We start from the raw sequence: 16,847 nt of genomic DNA on the forward strand, positions 1-16,847 counted from the left end.
TTTTCTAATGCTTGTAACTTATTGATGTTTAATAATTAAAACATTGTCGGAGAATTTTTCTCCGGACACTAGTGAACCGCTTTTGTAAATCGCGGCCCGCGCAGAAAACAGTGCCGGGCGGCTCACGATCGAACCGCCCGGCAGGGTTTGAGCGTTTTCCGTAGCCTATTTGCGGACGATGCGGATGGCGAAGCCGCCTCCGGGCGCCATCTTCAGCGTCATACGGCGGTCGGCGGGCACTTCGACCACTTCGCGCTTGTAGTCGCAGGCGGCGCGGTCGGCGTTGATCCCGTCGCGGAACACCTCGGCCGTGAAGGCCCCCTCGCCGAGGAATCCCAGGTCGATCGTCAACTCGCGGGCCGACCAGTCGGTCATGCCGCCGACATACCATACGTCACCCTTGCGGCGTGCGATCGAGACGTACTCGCCGACACGTCCGTCCAGTCCGCGGGTCTCGTCCCACGTCGTCGGCACCGCGGCGATGAAGCGCGTGCACTCCTCCTCGCGCAGGTAGTTCGTCGGGGCGTCGCAGAGCATGTTGAACGGCGACTCGAAGATGACGTATTCGGCCAGCTGGCGGCAGCGCGTGCCCTGGCTCATGGCCTCGGAGTTCACCGGGCGGTAGTTGCCGCGCGTGGCGTTGCGCATGGCGCCCTGCGTGTAGTCCATCGGGCCTGCCAGCATGCGGATGTAGGGGATCGTGACGTCGTAGGTCACCTGGTCGATGTCGGTGCCGCTCCACTTCATCTGCTCGAGGCCGAAGACGCCCTCGAAGTTGAGCACGTTGGGATAGGTGCGCTGGAGACCCGTGGGTTTGTGGAATCCGTGCAGGTCGAGGAACAGGTGGTAGCGTGCGGCGGTCTCGGCCAGGCGGTATACGAAGTCGGAGATCTTCTGGTCGTCGCGGTCCATGAAGTCGACCTTGAAGCCCTTGACGCCCATCTCGGAGAAGTGCTTGCAGACACGCTCCATGTCACGCTCCACGGCGTAGTAGCCGGCCCAGAGGACGATGCCCACGTTGCGTTCGCGGCCGTAGTCAACCAGCTCCTGGAGGTCGATCTCGGGGATCACCTGGAAGAGGTCGGCCTTCTTGTTCACGGCCCAGCCCTCGTCGAGGATCACGTACTCGATGCCGTTCTTGGAGGCGAAGTCGATGTAATACTTATAGGTGTCGTTGTTGATGCCGGCGCGGAAGTCCACACCGTAGATGTTCCAGTCGTTCCACCAGTCCCAGGCCACCTTGCCCGGACGGATCCACGAGGTGTCCTCGACGCGCGAGGGCGATGCCAGGCGGTAGACCATGTCGTTGTCGGCCAGCTCGATGTCGTTCCCGGCGATGACGAAGATGCGCCACGGGAAGGCGCGCGTACCCTGCGTGCGGGCTATGAAATCCTCACGCTCGGTAACCATCAGCTGCAGTTCGTTGTGTCCTCCCTGCACCTCCTTGGAGGGGTAGGGGGCGAAGTTGCCGCGCAGGGCCGTTCCGTGCGTGGGGTTGTAGAGGTACATGCCGGGGTACTGCTCGAGGTCGGCCTCCGTGATGGCGATCTTCGCGCATCCGGCGTCGACGAGCAGCGGCACGAAGGCCAGGTGGTTGTCGGCGACCTCGGAGAGCGGCTGTACGGTATAGGTATTCTCGAAGCTGTTGAAGTAGTAGCGCTCGAGGCCTCCCTCCTTGATGCGGGCCTTTACGTAGGGCACCCACGCCTTGAAGTCCTCCGGGAAGCGGATGTCTACGAGCTCGTCGGCCACGACGAGTTCGCCGTCCATGTCGGTGACGAAGCGGTAGGCCACGCCGTCGTCATAGGCGCGGAAGCGGAGCTGGTAGTCGCCCTTGAAGGAGAGGGTCAGTTCGTTGTAGCGGTCTTCGATCGTCGTGCGTTTGTAGAACGGAGCATCGATCGTCTCGTCGTGGCTTTTCACCGCGGCTTTCCGTACGACGGGCTTCGTGCCCAGCGTGCGGCCGTCGGCGAGTTCGAGCGCCAGGTACGAGGGGGCGATCAGCTGTTTGCCGTCGAGCAGCACGCTGTAGGAGACGGCCTCCTTGCCGGCATCCACCTGCACGGCGATTTTCCCGTCGGGGGATTTCACTTCATAGCTTTTTGCCGCGGCGATTCCGGCACCGGCGCAGCAGAGGCAGAGGGTTAGAATGAGTTTTTTCATGGGTTGGATTTTGGTTTCGCACGAAAGTACGAAAAAACCGCCAAAGAGCGAAGCCCAAACCGCAGAAGGATGTTTTTTTCCTATATTTGTTTCGCCGATCCGGACCCTTCGGGGCGCTTTTCCCGGGCCGGAGCCACCGCCATGACGAAACCCAAGGATATCTTCACCTTCCGCGACGCCGAGAAACAGACAGGCCCCGTGGCCTTCTCGACGATGCTCAAGCCCGCCGGTTCGGCGTGCAACCTCGACTGCCACTACTGCTACTACCTCGACAAGGCCGTGCAGTACGGAGGGCGCCAGGCGGTGATGAGTGACGAGTTGCTGGAGAGCTACGTGCGGCAGTATATCGAAGCCAACGACGTCCCGACGGTGACCTTCTGCTGGCATGGCGGGGAACCCCTGCTGCTGGGTCTCGGGTTTTACCGGAAAGCCATGGCCCTCCAGAAAAAGTATGCCGACGGCAAGCGTATCGAGAATACACTCCAGACCAACGGTACGCTGGTCGACGGGGAGTGGTGCGACCTCTTTGCGGAGAACAACTTTCTGGTGGGCATCTCGCTCGACGGCCCGCAGGACATCCACGACGCCTTCCGGGTGACCAAGGGCGGGCAGCCGACCTTCGAACGTGTGATGCGTACGATCGGGATGTTCCGCGAACGCGGCGTGGAGTACAACACGCTGAGCGTCGTGAATCGGCTGTGCGAGGGGCGTGGCGCGGAGATCTACCGTTTTTTCCGCGACACGGTGCGGAGCCGCTACATGCAGTTCCTTCCGGCCGTGGAGCATGTGGTCGATGTCGAGGGTTTCCACCGTCCGCTGATCGTCGCCCCGGAGCGCGAGGGGGCGCGGTTGGCCGAATGGTCGGTTACGGCCGGGGGCTACGGGCAGTTCCTGTGCGACATCTTCGACGAATGGGTCGTGAGCGACGTGGGGCAGGTCTTCGTGCAGATGTTCGATGCTTCGCTCTCCCAGTGGTGCGGGGTTCAGCCGGGCGTCTGCTCGATGGGTGAGACATGCGGAGACGCCCTGGTCGTCGAGCACAACGGCGATGTCTATTCGTGTGACCACTTCGTCTATCCCGAATACAAGTTGGGAAATATCCGCGAGACCCCTTTGGTGGAAATCTATCGTTCGAAGAAGCGCCGCGACCTCGGCCTGGCGAAGCGCAATGCCCTGCCGGCCGAGTGCCTGCGCTGCCGTTACTACTTCGCCTGCCGGGGCGAGTGCCCGAAGCACCGCTTCGAGACCGGATCGGACGGCTGCCGCAAAAATACTCTTTGCGAAGGCCTGTACCACTATTTCCGCCACGTGGAACCCTATATGGAGTACATGCGCGAGATGCTCTCGAAGGAGCAGTCGCCGGCATGGGTCATCCCATTCGCGCGCAAGCGCATGGGTCTGATGTAGCGGCTGCGACGGCGTATCGGAGCACGGCGTGTACTTTCGCCCTCCCCTCCGGATTGCCGGTCAGAAGCCGATGAGCCGCACCTGCTTTTCGAATTCGTTGCGCGCCCCGAGCGCCGAGTTGCGCAACCTGGTGCGGTAGGTGTAGACGGTCGTCGAAGCGCAGTTGAGGAAGCTGGCGATATGTCCGCTGTCGGTAATTCCGAGCCGCATGACGGCCAGGATCCGCAGTTCGGTGGGCAGCGTCTTGTCGGCACGTACGGGGAAACGGGCCGACTCTTCGAGCAGGGCGTTGACCTGCTCGATGAAATCGGGGAAGATGCCGAGGAACGTCTCGTCGAAAATCCGGTAGAAGTCCCGGTAGTCGCGGTCGACATCCGACGGCGACCGCAACTTGCGCATCAGGGCCTCGGGCCCCTCTTTTTTTGCCGTTTTCCGCAATTCGTCCCGATATTGATCGACCCGGCCGATGTACTGTGTGGCCAGGTGCATGTAGCGGAACACGTAGTTGTCCTTGATCCTGTTGGCGTCGCGCAGGCTGTCGTTCAGCTGGCGGATCTGCTCGTTCCACTCGTTGAGCTGCCTGTTGGTCTGCTGCAGCTTCCGGTGCTGCTGCAGGGTATACATGAGCAACAGCAGGATGATGGCGCACAGTGCCATGAAGATGTATATCATGACGGTCAGGATGCGGCTGCGAGAGTTGATGCTGTAGACGACGGCCTGGTTGATGATCATCTCGGCCTGGCTGGAATGGAGGATGCGGGTGTTGTAGTTGCACTCCAGCATGTCGGACATCGTGCACTGGATATAACGCGCCGCGCGCTCCATATCCTTCTCCTCGAACATCAGCAGCGCCAGGTTGTACAGCGAGAGGTACTCGCGGACCGGGGTTTGGAGGTCCGAAATCGCCGTCGTGGCGAGCCATAACTTGTTCTGCTCCCGATCGCCGAGCGCCTCATAGGCGTTGGCGATGTTGTAGGCGATGCGGGCGAGCGTGCGGTTGTTGTACTTTTCGGGGTCGTAGAGCGGCAGCAGAATCTCCAGCGCCTCGTCATAGCGGTGCATGTCCATGAGTTCGAGGGCCCGGAGTCGTTGGCGGGTGACGTACGAGTGCCCGTCGAAGCCGATGCGCGTGTGGCGCAGTCGGACGAGAGAATCGGCATATTTTGCCTGCTGCTCTTCGGGGCCTTCCGAGGCGGCGAGCCGTCCGAAAATCGCCATCTGCTGTGTATAGTAATTCGCCCGCATGCGTTTGTTGATGCCGACCGTGTCGAGCGAGAGGATCAGTTTGTAGGCTCTTCCGACATTGTTGCGGGCGATCTGCACCCCGGCATCGCAGGTTGTCGAGAGGAACTGCATCTCCCGGTCGCCGGTTGCGGCGGCATAACGGTACATCAGTTCGGAGTAACGGGCGGCGGAGTCGATGTCGTAGGTGATGTAGGCGTTGAACAGGTGGTGGGCCATTTGCCATCTTGACGTGTCGTCGGGTGCAGCGCCGAGTCTCCGGCGCAGCGAATCGGCCTGTCGGTTGAAACGCTCTGCGTAGCAGGATTTCTGACTGATGACCCGATCCAGTTCGTCGAATACCTGTTCGTTGCCGTCTTTGCGGCAGGCACAGAAGAGAACGAGACAGGTCGCGACACCGAGGATGGCGGAAAGGGACGGTTTTCTCATCGGCAGCGGTCGTTTGAGAACAAATTTATAAAAAAAAAGCGAATCCCGCATCATTTCCATGGCGCGGGATTCACTTTTCGTGCGGGTCGTTTCCGGAAAGGTTATCCGAAGATCTCTATCCTTATTTCCTTGCGGATGTCCGTTGCCGGGACTTCTACGGTCGGGCACTCCAATTGCGTATCGTACGAAATCCTTGCGGCGCGGCCGTTGACCTTGACGCGGCGGATTTCTCCCATGGCGGGGAGCTGGAGTCTGTAGGCCCGTTGGGGGACCTGCCCTTCGTAGCTGCCCGACGCGGGGCGGATGGTGATGGTCGTCACCTCTCCCTGGCGACGGTAGTTGAGTTCCGTGGTGGCGTACAGGCCGCGTTCGTAATCGCGGGTCAATCCGTCGTCCTCGTAGAGCGTATAGGTGTTGTCGGCATCGCCCGATGCGGGATAGACGCGCATGACGAGCGTGGTGAGCGGTGTCGATGCGGGACGGGGCGTGTAGGGTTGCATGGGCAGCACCCAGCCGCCGCGGACGTAGAGCGGGAATTCGTAGAGCGGTTTGGCGATGCGGCGCACCTGGCCTCCGTCGACACGTTCGTGGGTGAAGAAGTCGTACCATACGTCCCCTGCGGGAAACCACACCTGTTGTGAGGCGATTCTCTCTTCGCCCTCTCCCGGCGAGGTGATCGGCGCGGCGAGCAGGTTGTCCCCGAAGAGGAACTCCTGGGGATTTTCGTAGGCGGGTTTCTCATGCCCGTAGTCGATATACATCGGGCGGTTGAGGGGCACCATCGTCGAGTGGGTCTGCCAGACGCTGCTGTAGATGTAGGGCATCAACTCCGAACGCATGTGGTACATGCGGCGCATGGCGACGGTTTCGCGTTCTCCGCTGAGCCACGGGCGGCGGTCGAGGCGCGCATCCTTCGTGGAATGGACCCGCAGGGCGGCTGAAAGCGCTCCGAATTGTGTCCACCGTACCGTCAGTTCGGGATTCGGGTCACCGCGGAATCCGCCGATGTCGTGCGCCCAGTAATAGCAGCCCGCGTTGCCGCTGGCGGCGGTGAGCTTCACCTCGAAGGCGAGCAGCTCCCAGTTGGCCTGGGCGTCGCCCGAAAACTGGATCGGGTGGCGATGGTCGCCCCAGCCGGCCCAGCGGCTGTATCCGGCGCCGCGCAGCCCTTTCCGCTCGGTTTCGCGGTAGTAGAGCTCGTTGATCCATTGCAGTGTCGTGGAGCGGTAACCGCGCACCTCGGGATAGAGGTAGTTCTGTTGCCAGTCAAGCCACCAGAAGTCGATTCCCAGATCTTCGGTCGAATGGTGGGCATGTTTGAAAAAGGTCTCCATGTATTTTCGGTCCCCAACGTCGAAGAGCAGCGGTTTGGAGGGGTCGGCGCCCATGTCGGCCATAAAGTCTGCGTACATCTCCTCGTGGGGACGGATTCCGTCGTGCGGATGGTCGTTGAGCGATACGGTGACGCCGCGGCGGTGCACCTCGGCGATCAGTGCTCCGGGGTTGGGGATACGCGTGCGGTCCCACGTGTAGCCCGTCCAGCTGCGGCTGCCGGCGTGTCCGGTCCCGATTTGTGCGTCGTAGGTGTGCCACCCCATGTCGAAGACGAGGTTGTCGAGCGGGAAGTCGTTCTCTTCGTATCCGTCGATGATCGAGAGGAACTCTTCGGAGGTATAGTCCCAGTAGCGGCAGTACCAGACGCCGTGGATGTATTTGCGGGTCATGGGCACGTGCCCGCTGATGGCCCCCAGGTCGGCGAGGGCGGCCCGGTAGTCGTTGCCGTAGACGAAGCAGTACTGGTCCTGTACGTGGCTTTTCGTGTCGCGCGGGGCGAGCCATCCGTCGATCAGCAGGTCGGAACGTTCGTCGTCGATCACGTACCAGCCGTCGCGGCTCAGCAACCCGTCGTGCATGGGAATCTCCCCGGTGACGCGGTCGAGGGTCTCGATCGGGCCTCCGAGGTTATTGCGGAAGATGCAGCGGTTGGTGAATTTCTTCTCTTTGCCGTTGAGGGTATAGTAGGCTGCGAAGTTGTGGAGCCCGAAAGGAAATCCGTCGTGTTCGTAGACGATGCGCAGGGCCGAGGTCGTGATCTCGTAGCGGTTGTCGCCCAACGCGCGGACCTTGAACTCGGTGGCGGGTAGCAGGTTGCTTCTGTCGTAGGCGAAGTAGGTCGGGGCGTCGATGAATTTCCCGTCATGGGCGAACTCCAGCCGGAACAGGGTCGGGGTGATGAGCGTCAGGCGGTTCTCACCGAAGACAAGGGGGTTTTCGAAGTCCTGCGCCCGGGCGGAGAGCCCGCAGCACATGGCGATCAGGAGTGCGAGAATCGTTTTTTTCATGGGCAGGGACATGGTTGAGACCGTGGACTATTCGTTCTGGATGCTTTCGGTGTATTCGTTCCCATAGGGGTCGGTAGCCTTCACCGTGACCTTCTCCCAGGAGTCTGAAACGGGCTTGTAGTAGAACATGTGGTCGTTCTTATCCTCGGGTTCGGCCGTCGGACGGTGTTCGGGGACGGTTTCGCCGAACATGAAGTCGTATGCACGGCGGTCCATTTCGTACTTGAGGTTCGAGCCCGAGGGGAGCGTCACCCAGTCGGAATTGTCCTCCTGCACCTCGACCTTCCAGGTGGTGTGCCAGTTGAAGATGTTGAAGATCAGTCCGTCGCGGTACTGCTCCGAGACGGCCTCACCCGGGCCGTAGAGGTACATCTGGTATTCGCGCGGATAGGCCGTACCCTTGTAGTACCAGTTCTTGATCCGGTTCCCTTCGATTTCGTAGACCGCATAACCGCGGGGACTGCCGTCGTTGCACAGCTCTTTCCCGTTCCAGTAGGCCCCCATGACGGACCCGAGCGTGTTCTCCTCGATCGATTTGGAGATGGTGGTCGTGTAGTTGTTGTGCGAGTGTCCCGAGAGGATGCGCACCTGGTAGCCGTCGAGCAGAGCGTAGAGTTCCTCGCAGTTCTCGACTTGGGTCGAGGGACGGTTGCGGCGCGACGTCGGGATGTGCACGCCCAGGATGATGAGCTTGTCTTCGGGAACGTATTGCAGGTCCTGCTTCAGCCAGGCCATCTGCTCGTCGGTGATGTCGGCCGTATAGGAGGACGAGCCCGCGTAGAGGACATCGTCGAGGACGATGAAGTGGCAATCCCCAATGTTGTAGGAGTAATACGTGGGGCCGAATGCCGACTCGAAGCTGGCGTCGGCCTCCGTATCGTCGGAGACAGCCTTGTCGTGGTCGTGGTTTCCGATGACCTGGAATACGGGGACGCCGATCTTTTGGATTCGCTCCTTGTAGATCGTGTGGTAGGGCATGTTGTCCCATACCAGGTCGCCCAGCGAGATGCCGTAGACGGGAGCCTGCAGCTCCTCCTGTACGTAGGGGATCAGGAACGGAAGCACCTCTTCGTCGAGCATCGTCACCTCGTCTTCGCGGCCGATCTGCACGTCGGCCAGTGCCAGAAGGGTGAAACGCTCCTTTTTGGCGGCCCGTTCGAGCTTGAAGCTGCGCTGCACGACGTCGTTGTCGCCCAAAGCGATCTTCTTGTATATCTTCGGATGCCCGTTTTCCATCGGGATCTCATACTCCGCGGGCACGGAGACAAAGACGAACGGAGTCGTCCGTTTGACGCGCATCTGGTAAATGCCCCGGGCATCGGTGGTGGTCACCGTGAAGCCGTCGCTGACAACGACACCTTCGATCGGATTCTTGCCGTCGGTAACGCGCCCTACGAGGTTCATGCCGGGTTCGGGCTCGATGTCCACCTTTTCGTGAAGTGCTCCGAGAATCTGGGCGCCTTCGTCCTCGCTGCAGGCGACCGAACCGTTGACCAGCAGAAAGGCCAACAGATAATATTTGATGTATTTGATCATTTTTTCGGTTTTTAATGTTCAACACTCTTGAATCCGGTGCCCGCGGGCGCTATTGCGGGTTATAGCCCGTATACCCGGGATTCTGTTTGATCAGGTTGTTGGCCGAGATGGCCGAGTTGGGAATCGGGAACAGGTTCAGATTCCTGGCCTGTTCTTCGTCGCCGAGCGGCGTGTGGTCCCACCATGCGTCGGTCGTGAACTTGTTCCAGCGGATCAGGTCGGTACGGCGGCGCCCCTCGCCCAGGAACTCGATCATCCATTCGTCGAGCATGCGGTATTCATCGAGGTTGTCGGCCGTCACGGGGTCGGGGTCCTCCCTGTTCTCGAAGTTGCGCGCACGTACCTGGTTGATCAGCGCGGCGGCCGTTCCCTTCTGCCCTGCCCGCATCTCGCATTCGGCCAGCATGTAGTAGATCTCCGTCAGCCGGATGACCGGGCAATCGGGATTCCATCGCAACTGGATGTCGTCAAGGTCGGGTTGCGGGGACTTTACCAGGCGGACGCCTGAGTTCTCCTCGCCGTCGGCCATCGTCGAGGTCAGCTCGGCGACCGAATTGTACTTGCTGCCGACCTCCGAGAAACGGGCGACCTGGTCGACCAGGTTGATCACCTTGCCGCTGTACTCCTTCTGCCCGAGGCACTGTTTCGACGGGTCGTTGGGGTTGGTCAGCTCACCGATGAGGAACATACCCTCGTATTGTCCGTTGCCGAGGTAGCGATAGGGCTTCTTGCGCAGGTCCTTGTCGTGGAATTTCCGGTAGGTGTTGCCCAGTTTCCATTGGGTATAGTAGCGGCCCTGGGGGTCGAGCGAGGGGGTCAGCATGAATCCGTTGTATCCGGCCGTCTCGCTCCCGAAGTACTCATAGGCCGAATAGGGGTAGAAGTATTTGAAATACCAGTTCCATTCGAGTTTGGCATTTTCAGAGGGCACCGTCCAGATCACCTCCGGCGAGGTGTTGTTGTCGAAACTGTGAGGGCCGTACCAGGTGTCATCGAGATCGTAGGTGCCATAGACGCCTCCGATGATGTCGCGGCAGAGCTTGGCACACTCCTCGAAACGCTCCTCGCCGATGTAGGCGACGGCATTGAAGTAGAGCTGGGCCAGCATCGCTGCGGCAGCCGCCTGCTTGATGTAACCGTCTTCGGATGCCCCGAGCGTCGTCTTCTTCGTGAGGGTCGGGATCGCCTCCTTGAGCAGGGTCTCGACATGCTCGAAGGTCTCGCGGGCCGTACTGCGGCCCCGGAGGTCGTCGTTGACCGAATAGTAGATGGGCATGCCTCCGAAGTAGTCGAGCCCGCGCATGTAGAAGTAGGCCGTGATGGCGTTCAGCTGGTTGATGTGGTCGGCCTTGACCTTGTCGTCGAGCCCGATGGCGTTGTAGTCTACGGCCTGGAGGTCGGCTTTGGCCTCCAGGGCGCGCGAGATGCCCCCGGTGGTGCCGTCGTAGGTATTGACGATGAACCGGTCGTCGGGCGACCAGGTGTGGTAGTGCAGGCGATAGTATTCTCCGCCGTTGTACCAGTCGCTGCCACGTTTGGGACATACCATCTCGTCGGTGGTCAGTTCCTGAAGGTACCACCTGTCGGCCCCGATGTACCATTTCCAGTGGGTGAAGGGCCGGCACAGCACGGCGTAGGTGCTTTCGGGCGAGGTGATGAAGGTGTCGGGGGTGACTTCCGAGTAGAATTTCTCGTCGAGGTCGCAGGAGGGTGCGGAGATGGCGGCGACCCCGGCCAATACGGCAATTATATGTTTCTTGATCATAACGATTTTCGATTTTGGATTAGAAGGTTATCTGCACACCCAGCGTAAAGCGGGTCGTCTGCGGATACATCGATGCGGTGTCGTTGACGTACTCGAATCCGGGATAGAGCCCGTTGATGTCGACTTCGGGGTTGAGCCCGTTGTAGTTGGTGAAGACGGCCAGGTCGCGGATCGTCAGGTAGAGTTTCGCGGACTGAATGTAGCGCGTCCATTTTCTCAGGTCGAGCGTATATCCGAGGTTGATGGCGTCGATCTTGAGGAACGATCCGTCGTCGAGCCAGTAGTCGCAGAGGATCTTTTCGTCCTTGATGTTGCGGTTGCGCGTGTAGGCCGACTTGAGGACGTTGAGCTGCGAGTCATTGGCCAGTCCGTAGTACATGTTCACCTGGCTGAAGACGTCGTAGTCGAGCCAGCTGCGCAGGTAGACCGACAGGTCCCAGTTCTTGTACTTGAAGGTGTGGTCCCACGACAGAATGACCTTCGGAATCGCGTTGCCGACGAAATGCTTGTTCTCGGCGATGAGGTTCGAGGTGCTGCCGTCAATGGCCGGTACGATTTCGTTGTTCTTGTCGTAGATCAGCCACTTGCCATTCTCGTCGAGCCCGGCGTATTTGTAGATGAAGAACTGTCCCAGCTCAAGTCCGTTCTGCAGGCGCACGGCCGTTCCCGGGTTGCCCGGCGAGGGGAACGTCACCTCGTCGAGGAAGAACCCGTCGTCTCCCAACCGGTTGATGCGAGTCTTGTTGTGCGACAGGCGTACCGACGACGTATAGCGGAAGTTCTTGCTGCGTACGATGTCCCCGCCGAGCTCGAACTCCCAGCCTCTGTTCTCGAGGCTGCCGATGTTCTTCATCACCGTGTCGTGCACCATCGGGGGCATCGGGGCGTTGACGTTGTAGAGCATGTCGTTGACCTGACGGTAATAGAGGTCGAATTTTCCCCAGAGGCGGTTGTCGAAGAGCGCGAAATCGAACCCGACGTTCAACTCGGACTTCTCCTCCCATTTCAGATCGGGGTTGATGTTGCGGACCGAGCCGTATCCGGGCTGCCAGATCCCGTTGGTGGGCCACATGTCGTTGGCCGTGTACATGCGGGTCGTGTAGCCGTTTCCGAAACCGTTGTTACCCGTTACGCCGTATCCGAGGCGGATCTTGAGGTCGTCGATCCAGCGGATGTCGCGCATGAAGGCCTCGTTCGAGAGGCGCCAGCCTCCCGAGACGGCCCAGAAATTACCCCATCGGTTGTTCGGGCCGAATTTTGAGGAACCTTCGCGGCGGAAGCTTACCGTTGCCATGTAGCGGTCCTTGTACGAGTAGTTGGCACGCCCAAAGAGCGACAGCAGCCGTTCGCGCGGGTCCTTGCTCGAATCCATCGAGGCGCGGCCGTCCGTGAGGTACGAACCGACGCCCATGTCCCACGGGCCGACTCCGTCGACCGGGAAGTCGTAGTTCGACATGCTGAAGCTCTCGCCTCCGGCCTGCCAGAAGCTGTATCCGGCCACGACGTCGAGCGTATGGTCCTCGGCGAAGGTGCGGTGGTAGTTGGCGTATGCCTCGACCGAAACGCGGTTATCCTTGCTGAACTTGTGCGAGGCACCTCCGCGGCGGTTGTTGTCGATCGACTCCTTGTGGTCATGCGAGACGTAGGTGTACTCCTGGTACTGGCGCTTGTCGATGCCTACGGTCCCTTGCAGCGAGAGCCCCTTCATCAGGTTGATTTTCACCGTGGCGTCGGCCAGCAGCCATTGGTCCTTGCCGTTTTTCGTGCGCAGCATGATGTCGGCAACAGGGTTGAAGCTCGTGCCGGAGATGCCGTTCCCCACGACGTTGTAGTCCGAGGGATTCTCGGGGTCGTAGAGCGGGATGGTGGGGTTGAGCCCGAACGCCATCTTGAAGATTCCCGACGAGTTGCGGTTGTCGCGCTCCGCCTCGCGGAACTGGGCGTTGGCGCGTACCTCGACCAGTCCGTCGAAGAGGTTGAAACGTGCATTGATACGTCCCGAATAGTCCTTGCGGTTGTCGCCGATAACGATACCTTTCTGGTCCTGGGCCATGAACGAGGTATAGACCTGGGCGGCCTCAGTACCTCCCGAGAGGCTCACCGTATGGCGCTGCGAGAATGGCAGCTCGTTGGTCAGCTCCTTGAACCAGTCGGTATCCGATCCGTAATCCTCGCCGAGTCCGTATTCGACATACTCGCTCGAGGAGAGCAGGTCGGGGTATTTGCGGATGCTTTCGATCGAGAATTCTCCCGTATAGTTTACGCTTACGCGCCCCTGTTTGGCCCGTTTGGTCGTGATGAGGATCACGCCGCCGGCCGCGCGTGTGCCGTAGATGGCACCTGCCGAGGCATCCTTCAGTACGTCGATCGACTCGATGTCTTCCTGGATGAGGGCGCGCATGTCGCCGCCGGGGATGCCATCGATCACGACGAGAGGGCTCTGGCTGGCATTGATCGATGCCACGCCGCGCAACTGGAATCCGTTGCTGCTGTTGGGGCTGGAGCTGCCCGAAATAGTCAGTCCGGGAACCTTGCCCTGAAGTACCGTGGCGATTGTCGACCCGCCCATGCCGGCGGTCAGGTCATCGCCCTTGATCGAGGTGATGGATGAGGTCACCGACTTCTTTTCCATCGTGCCGTATCCGACGACCACGACATCCTTGAGTACCTGGCTGTCGTCCTGCAGGGTGATATTGATGACTGATTGCGTGCCGATCTCCACCGTCTGTTCGGCATATCCGATGTACGAGAACTTCAGCTGCCCGCCGGCCGGGGCATTGATCGCATAGTTTCCGTCGATGTCGGTCGTCGTTCCGGTTGTCGTGCCGACGACCACGACGGTGGCGCCGACGAGCGGCTCGCCGGCCGCGTCGGTCACCCGGCCGCTCACCTGGTTGCGGGTTTGTGCCTGCAGGGACAGCGCGGCTGACGTCAGCAGCAGGCAGCATACGATGCGCAGAAGATAGCCCCCAAGGGATCTCCCCGTCGCTGCAAATCTCTTGTTCATATCTGACAGTATGTTTTTCATGTTTGGGTCCCGTTAAATTATTCTACTGCGGTTTTCGTCATCTTGATGTCGTCGAGGAACCAGCGGAAATAGCCGCTTGCATCCTGTTGTGTGGAGCGGATGACGATCCGGGTGTCGGCGGTGATGCCGTAGCACGTTACGCTCATGGACGTCCATCCCCAGACCGGATCGGGGGTCATGGGGGCGCTCAACTTCTCCGAGTCGCCGTTTACCGTGCCGGGGCCTTTGAGAATCTCGACCGTGACGGTAATGTCATCGGGTTTTCCCGACCCGCCGATGTTGGCGCAGGTCTCGAATGCGAGTTTCACATCGGTACACTGCCCTGCCGGAACGTCAATGGCCGGAAGGATGACTCCCGTCTGTTTGTTTTTGCCACCCATGTGGAGGTAGTCGGAGGCGATGTAGAGGCAGTTGGCGCTCGGATTGAGGTCCTCGAGGCCGCATTCGGCCCAGGCGGCCTTGATCTCGGCGTTTGCCTGAACGCTGAGCCGCGTCCATTTGGCACCGTCGAGCCCGACCTGGTCGTCCATGTCGAACGGGATGGCCCAGTCGAACGGCTCGTTGTAGTAGACGTATCCGCCTGCCTTGCCGTCGTCGTCGTAGATGTTGGTTTTCGTGTTCTGCGAGACGGTGATCGTAGCTTCCAGGCCGTTGAGCAAGGTGGTGATCTTCACTTCGCCTTCACGGGGCGCGCCCGAGGTGTTCTCGTCGACGAGAAGCGTCACCTCCGTCTCCCCTGCCTCTCCCGAGGCGGGTTCGATCGACAGCCAGTTGTCGTAGGTCGATGTCCACGCTTCGGCGGATGTGATCGTGAAGGTCAGCGGGGTCTGGGCCTCGTCGGAGAATCCGAATTTGTTCACACGGAAATTGTCGGCGGAGAGTTTTAATCCCTCGAGATTCTGGATGACGGTGACGGTCTCGCTCTTCGACCCGGCGTTGATGACGAACGATCCCTTGCGTTCGCCGCCGGTGTTGTTCTGCTCGACGGTCAGTTCGATGCTCATGTTGCCGGCCTCCCCGGAGGTGGCAGCCGGAGTGATCCACTTGCTGTCGTCGGCAACCGTGATTGTCCAGTCGCTGTTGGTCGAGAGGTATATTTCGGCCTTTTCGCCCGTTTCGAGCAGTCCCGACTTCACGACAGTGATCTCCGTCGGGGAGACGGAAAGCGCGTCGACCTTGAGTTTCTGCGTGACGGCGATGGTGCGGCGTGTTCCGCCTTCGCCTTCAAAGATAATGAATCCGGTGCGGTCCTTGCCGGTATTGTTCTCGTCAATGTCGAGGAAGATGCGTACACGGCCGCGGTCTCCCTCACTATGGGTGAGGTGAATCCACTCTTCGACGTAGGTGGCCTGCCACGAACGGTTGGTCCCCAGTTCGAAATTCACCATCTCTCCCTCAACGGTAAGTCCGGTATATTCGACCTCGAGCTCCTGCTGGGTGACCGTGAGAAATGCATCGGGTTCGGTTTCGTTGCATCCTGCCAGCCCGATTCCCGACATGAACAGCAGGGCGGACGTTGCCCTGAATAACATATGTTTGAAATTCATGGTGTTTCGGTTTATGATTGTTGACCCAGTTTAGTTGCGGGGCGCCTTGACCATCTTGATGTTGTCGAGGTACCAGCGGTGGTATCCCGATTGTCCGAATTGAGTGGAGCGTATGACGATTTGCGAACGGTCGGAGACGCCGTAGAGCGTAACCTTCATGCTTACCCACTGGTTCCAGGAGGTGACGCTCGACATGGTGAGCGCATCGCTGGTCTTGGAGGTGGGGCCGTCGACGGTCCCCGGGCCTTCGTAGACCTCGACGGTCACCGATGTGTCGTCGATGCCGCGGAGCGTGATGTCGGATCCCGAGCCGTTGATCGAGACGACCGGAGCAGCATCGAAGGTCAGCGTGACGGTCGAGGATTTCTCCTTCTCGATGTACTTGCCCATGTCGATGGCCAGTCCGTTCTGCTGGTTGTTCTTGCCCATCTTGAAGTAGTGCTTGGCCATGTAGAAGGCATTGCCGGCGTAGTTGTACTCGCTGTAGCCCATCTCTTCGAACTTTGCTACGGCAGCGGACTCGTTGCGGACGGGCTCCGTGTGACCCTGGTCGGGGAACTGTACCTGGTCTTCGCCTCCGAACTGTTCGCACCATGCGAAGTCGTCCTCGAGGTAGACATGGCCGATCTCCAGCCCGTCGTCGGTGTCGGGGTCGAGCGTCTGTGTTACGGTTACGGTTTCAGTCAGTTCCTCGCTCGTCACCGTGAGGTATGCGGTGCGGGCTTTCTCGGTGTCGTTGGCCTCGACATCGATCACAACCGTCACGCGGCCTTTCCCGACGGGTTTGTCGACCGAAAGCCAGTCGGCTGAAGGAATGATGGTATAGCCACGGTTGGCCAGAATGTCCAGCGTGGCTTTTGATCCGGTGCTCAGCGTTCCGGTCTGGATGACCTCCACGCTGACCTTGCTCACGATGAGCCTGGCAGCCGCATCTTTTGCCTTGTCCTCGATGCAGGAGGATGCAAGCAGACCGATGAGGAGCGCAGGAAGCAACATGCGTAAAAATGTTTTCTTCATAGGTTGGCAAGTTTTGGTTTGTGATATGGATTGAGAAATGTTAAAAAAATTACAAATCGTAAGTCGGACTCATTGCTTTGCAAAATTATCTATTTTATGAAAGGCGGGAAAGTGCAATACCTGATAATATAGATCAATTCATCTTATTATGCATTTATAATCAGTGCCTTGTATCTATATATTCCCGGTCGTTATATAGACGTATGGACTTGTGTTTGGGCAGGAAAATCCTCTTTGAAAGTTTTTTTGTCGACGGATTGGGTTTATACGGGGCTTTTCATATTTCATATCGAAACACTGCTGTCCGGAGAAATTTTACCATAAAGTAGGTTGCTCGACAGAACCCGCCTCCGGAACACTAACGGGAGTTG

Annotated in this window: 9 protein-coding genes; 1 reads left to right on the forward strand and 8 read right to left on the reverse strand. The window is 59.5% G+C overall.

Going from position 1 to position 16,847, the window contains the following annotated elements; translation table 11 throughout:
* Positions 1-165: 165 nt before the first annotated feature.
* On the reverse strand, positions 166-2,163 hold the full coding sequence (locus PUQ42_RS09515; protein ID WP_273373232.1) for a glycoside hydrolase family 97 protein: 1,998 nt from the start codon (positions 2,161-2,163) through the stop codon (positions 166-168).
* 141 nt (positions 2,164-2,304) lie between these two features.
* Between PUQ42_RS09515 and PUQ42_RS09520 the strand changes: the two genes are divergently transcribed.
* Positions 2,305-3,570, forward strand: a complete 1,266-nt coding sequence (locus tag PUQ42_RS09520; protein ID WP_420534961.1) for an anaerobic sulfatase-maturation protein — start codon at positions 2,305-2,307, stop codon at positions 3,568-3,570.
* Between the two features lie 60 nt (positions 3,571-3,630).
* On the opposite strand, the gene PUQ42_RS09525 is transcribed toward PUQ42_RS09520, so the two are convergent.
* From PUQ42_RS09525 to PUQ42_RS09555, 7 genes are all read right to left on the reverse strand, one after another.
* Positions 3,631-5,241, reverse strand: coding sequence for a DUF6377 domain-containing protein (locus tag PUQ42_RS09525; protein ID WP_273373234.1), 1,611 nt, complete (start codon positions 5,239-5,241; stop codon positions 3,631-3,633).
* Between the two features lie 101 nt (positions 5,242-5,342).
* Positions 5,343-7,583, reverse strand: coding sequence for a glycoside hydrolase family 31 protein (locus tag PUQ42_RS09530; RefSeq protein ID WP_273373236.1), 2,241 nt, complete (start codon positions 7,581-7,583; stop codon positions 5,343-5,345).
* A gap of 27 nt (positions 7,584-7,610) precedes the next feature.
* Positions 7,611-9,119, reverse strand: coding sequence for a calcineurin-like phosphoesterase C-terminal domain-containing protein (locus PUQ42_RS09535; protein ID WP_273373238.1), 1,509 nt, complete (start codon positions 9,117-9,119; stop codon positions 7,611-7,613).
* 49 nt (positions 9,120-9,168) lie between these two features.
* Entirely contained in the window at positions 9,169-10,884 is a 1,716-nt protein-coding gene (locus PUQ42_RS09540; RefSeq protein ID WP_273373240.1) for a RagB/SusD family nutrient uptake outer membrane protein, read from the reverse strand.
* A gap of 19 nt (positions 10,885-10,903) precedes the next feature.
* Positions 10,904-13,891, reverse strand: a complete 2,988-nt coding sequence (locus PUQ42_RS09545; RefSeq protein WP_273373242.1) for a SusC/RagA family TonB-linked outer membrane protein — start codon at positions 13,889-13,891, stop codon at positions 10,904-10,906.
* 38 nt (positions 13,892-13,929) lie between these two features.
* On the reverse strand, positions 13,930-15,459 hold the full coding sequence (locus PUQ42_RS09550; protein ID WP_273373244.1) for a BACON domain-containing protein: 1,530 nt from the start codon (positions 15,457-15,459) through the stop codon (positions 13,930-13,932).
* A gap of 30 nt (positions 15,460-15,489) precedes the next feature.
* On the reverse strand, positions 15,490-16,476 hold the full coding sequence (locus PUQ42_RS09555) for a BACON domain-containing protein (protein ID WP_273373246.1): 987 nt from the start codon (positions 16,474-16,476) through the stop codon (positions 15,490-15,492).
* Positions 16,477-16,847: the final 371 nt, after the last annotated feature.

It is taken from the genome of Alistipes megaguti (assembly GCF_944320325.1).
Taxonomy (GTDB): Bacteria; Bacteroidota; Bacteroidia; order Bacteroidales; family Rikenellaceae; genus Alistipes; species Alistipes megaguti.

What these genes read in the sequence shown, in the direction of transcription:
- PUQ42_RS09515 (WP_273373232.1), bottom strand. Translation starts at nt 2,163, where the DNA reads ATGAAAAAACTCATTCTAACCCTCTGCCTCTGCTGCGCCGGTGCCGGA.
- PUQ42_RS09545 (WP_273373242.1), bottom strand. Translation starts at nt 13,891, where the DNA reads ATGAACAAGAGATTTGCAGCGACGGGGAGATCCCTTGGGGGCTATCTT.
- PUQ42_RS09550 (WP_273373244.1), bottom strand. Translation starts at nt 15,459, where the DNA reads ATGAATTTCAAACATATGTTATTCAGGGCAACGTCCGCCCTGCTGTTC.
- PUQ42_RS09540 (WP_273373240.1), bottom strand. Translation starts at nt 10,884, where the DNA reads ATGATCAAGAAACATATAATTGCCGTATTGGCCGGGGTCGCCGCCATC.
- PUQ42_RS09555 (WP_273373246.1), bottom strand. Translation starts at nt 16,476, where the DNA reads ATGAAGAAAACATTTTTACGCATGTTGCTTCCTGCGCTCCTCATCGGT.
- PUQ42_RS09535 (WP_273373238.1), bottom strand. Translation starts at nt 9,119, where the DNA reads ATGATCAAATACATCAAATATTATCTGTTGGCCTTTCTGCTGGTCAAC.
- PUQ42_RS09525 (WP_273373234.1), bottom strand. Translation starts at nt 5,241, where the DNA reads ATGAGAAAACCGTCCCTTTCCGCCATCCTCGGTGTCGCGACCTGTCTC.
- PUQ42_RS09530 (WP_273373236.1), bottom strand. Translation starts at nt 7,583, where the DNA reads ATGAAAAAAACGATTCTCGCACTCCTGATCGCCATGTGCTGCGGGCTC.
- PUQ42_RS09520 (WP_420534961.1), top strand. Translation starts at nt 2,305, where the DNA reads ATGACGAAACCCAAGGATATCTTCACCTTCCGCGACGCCGAGAAACAG.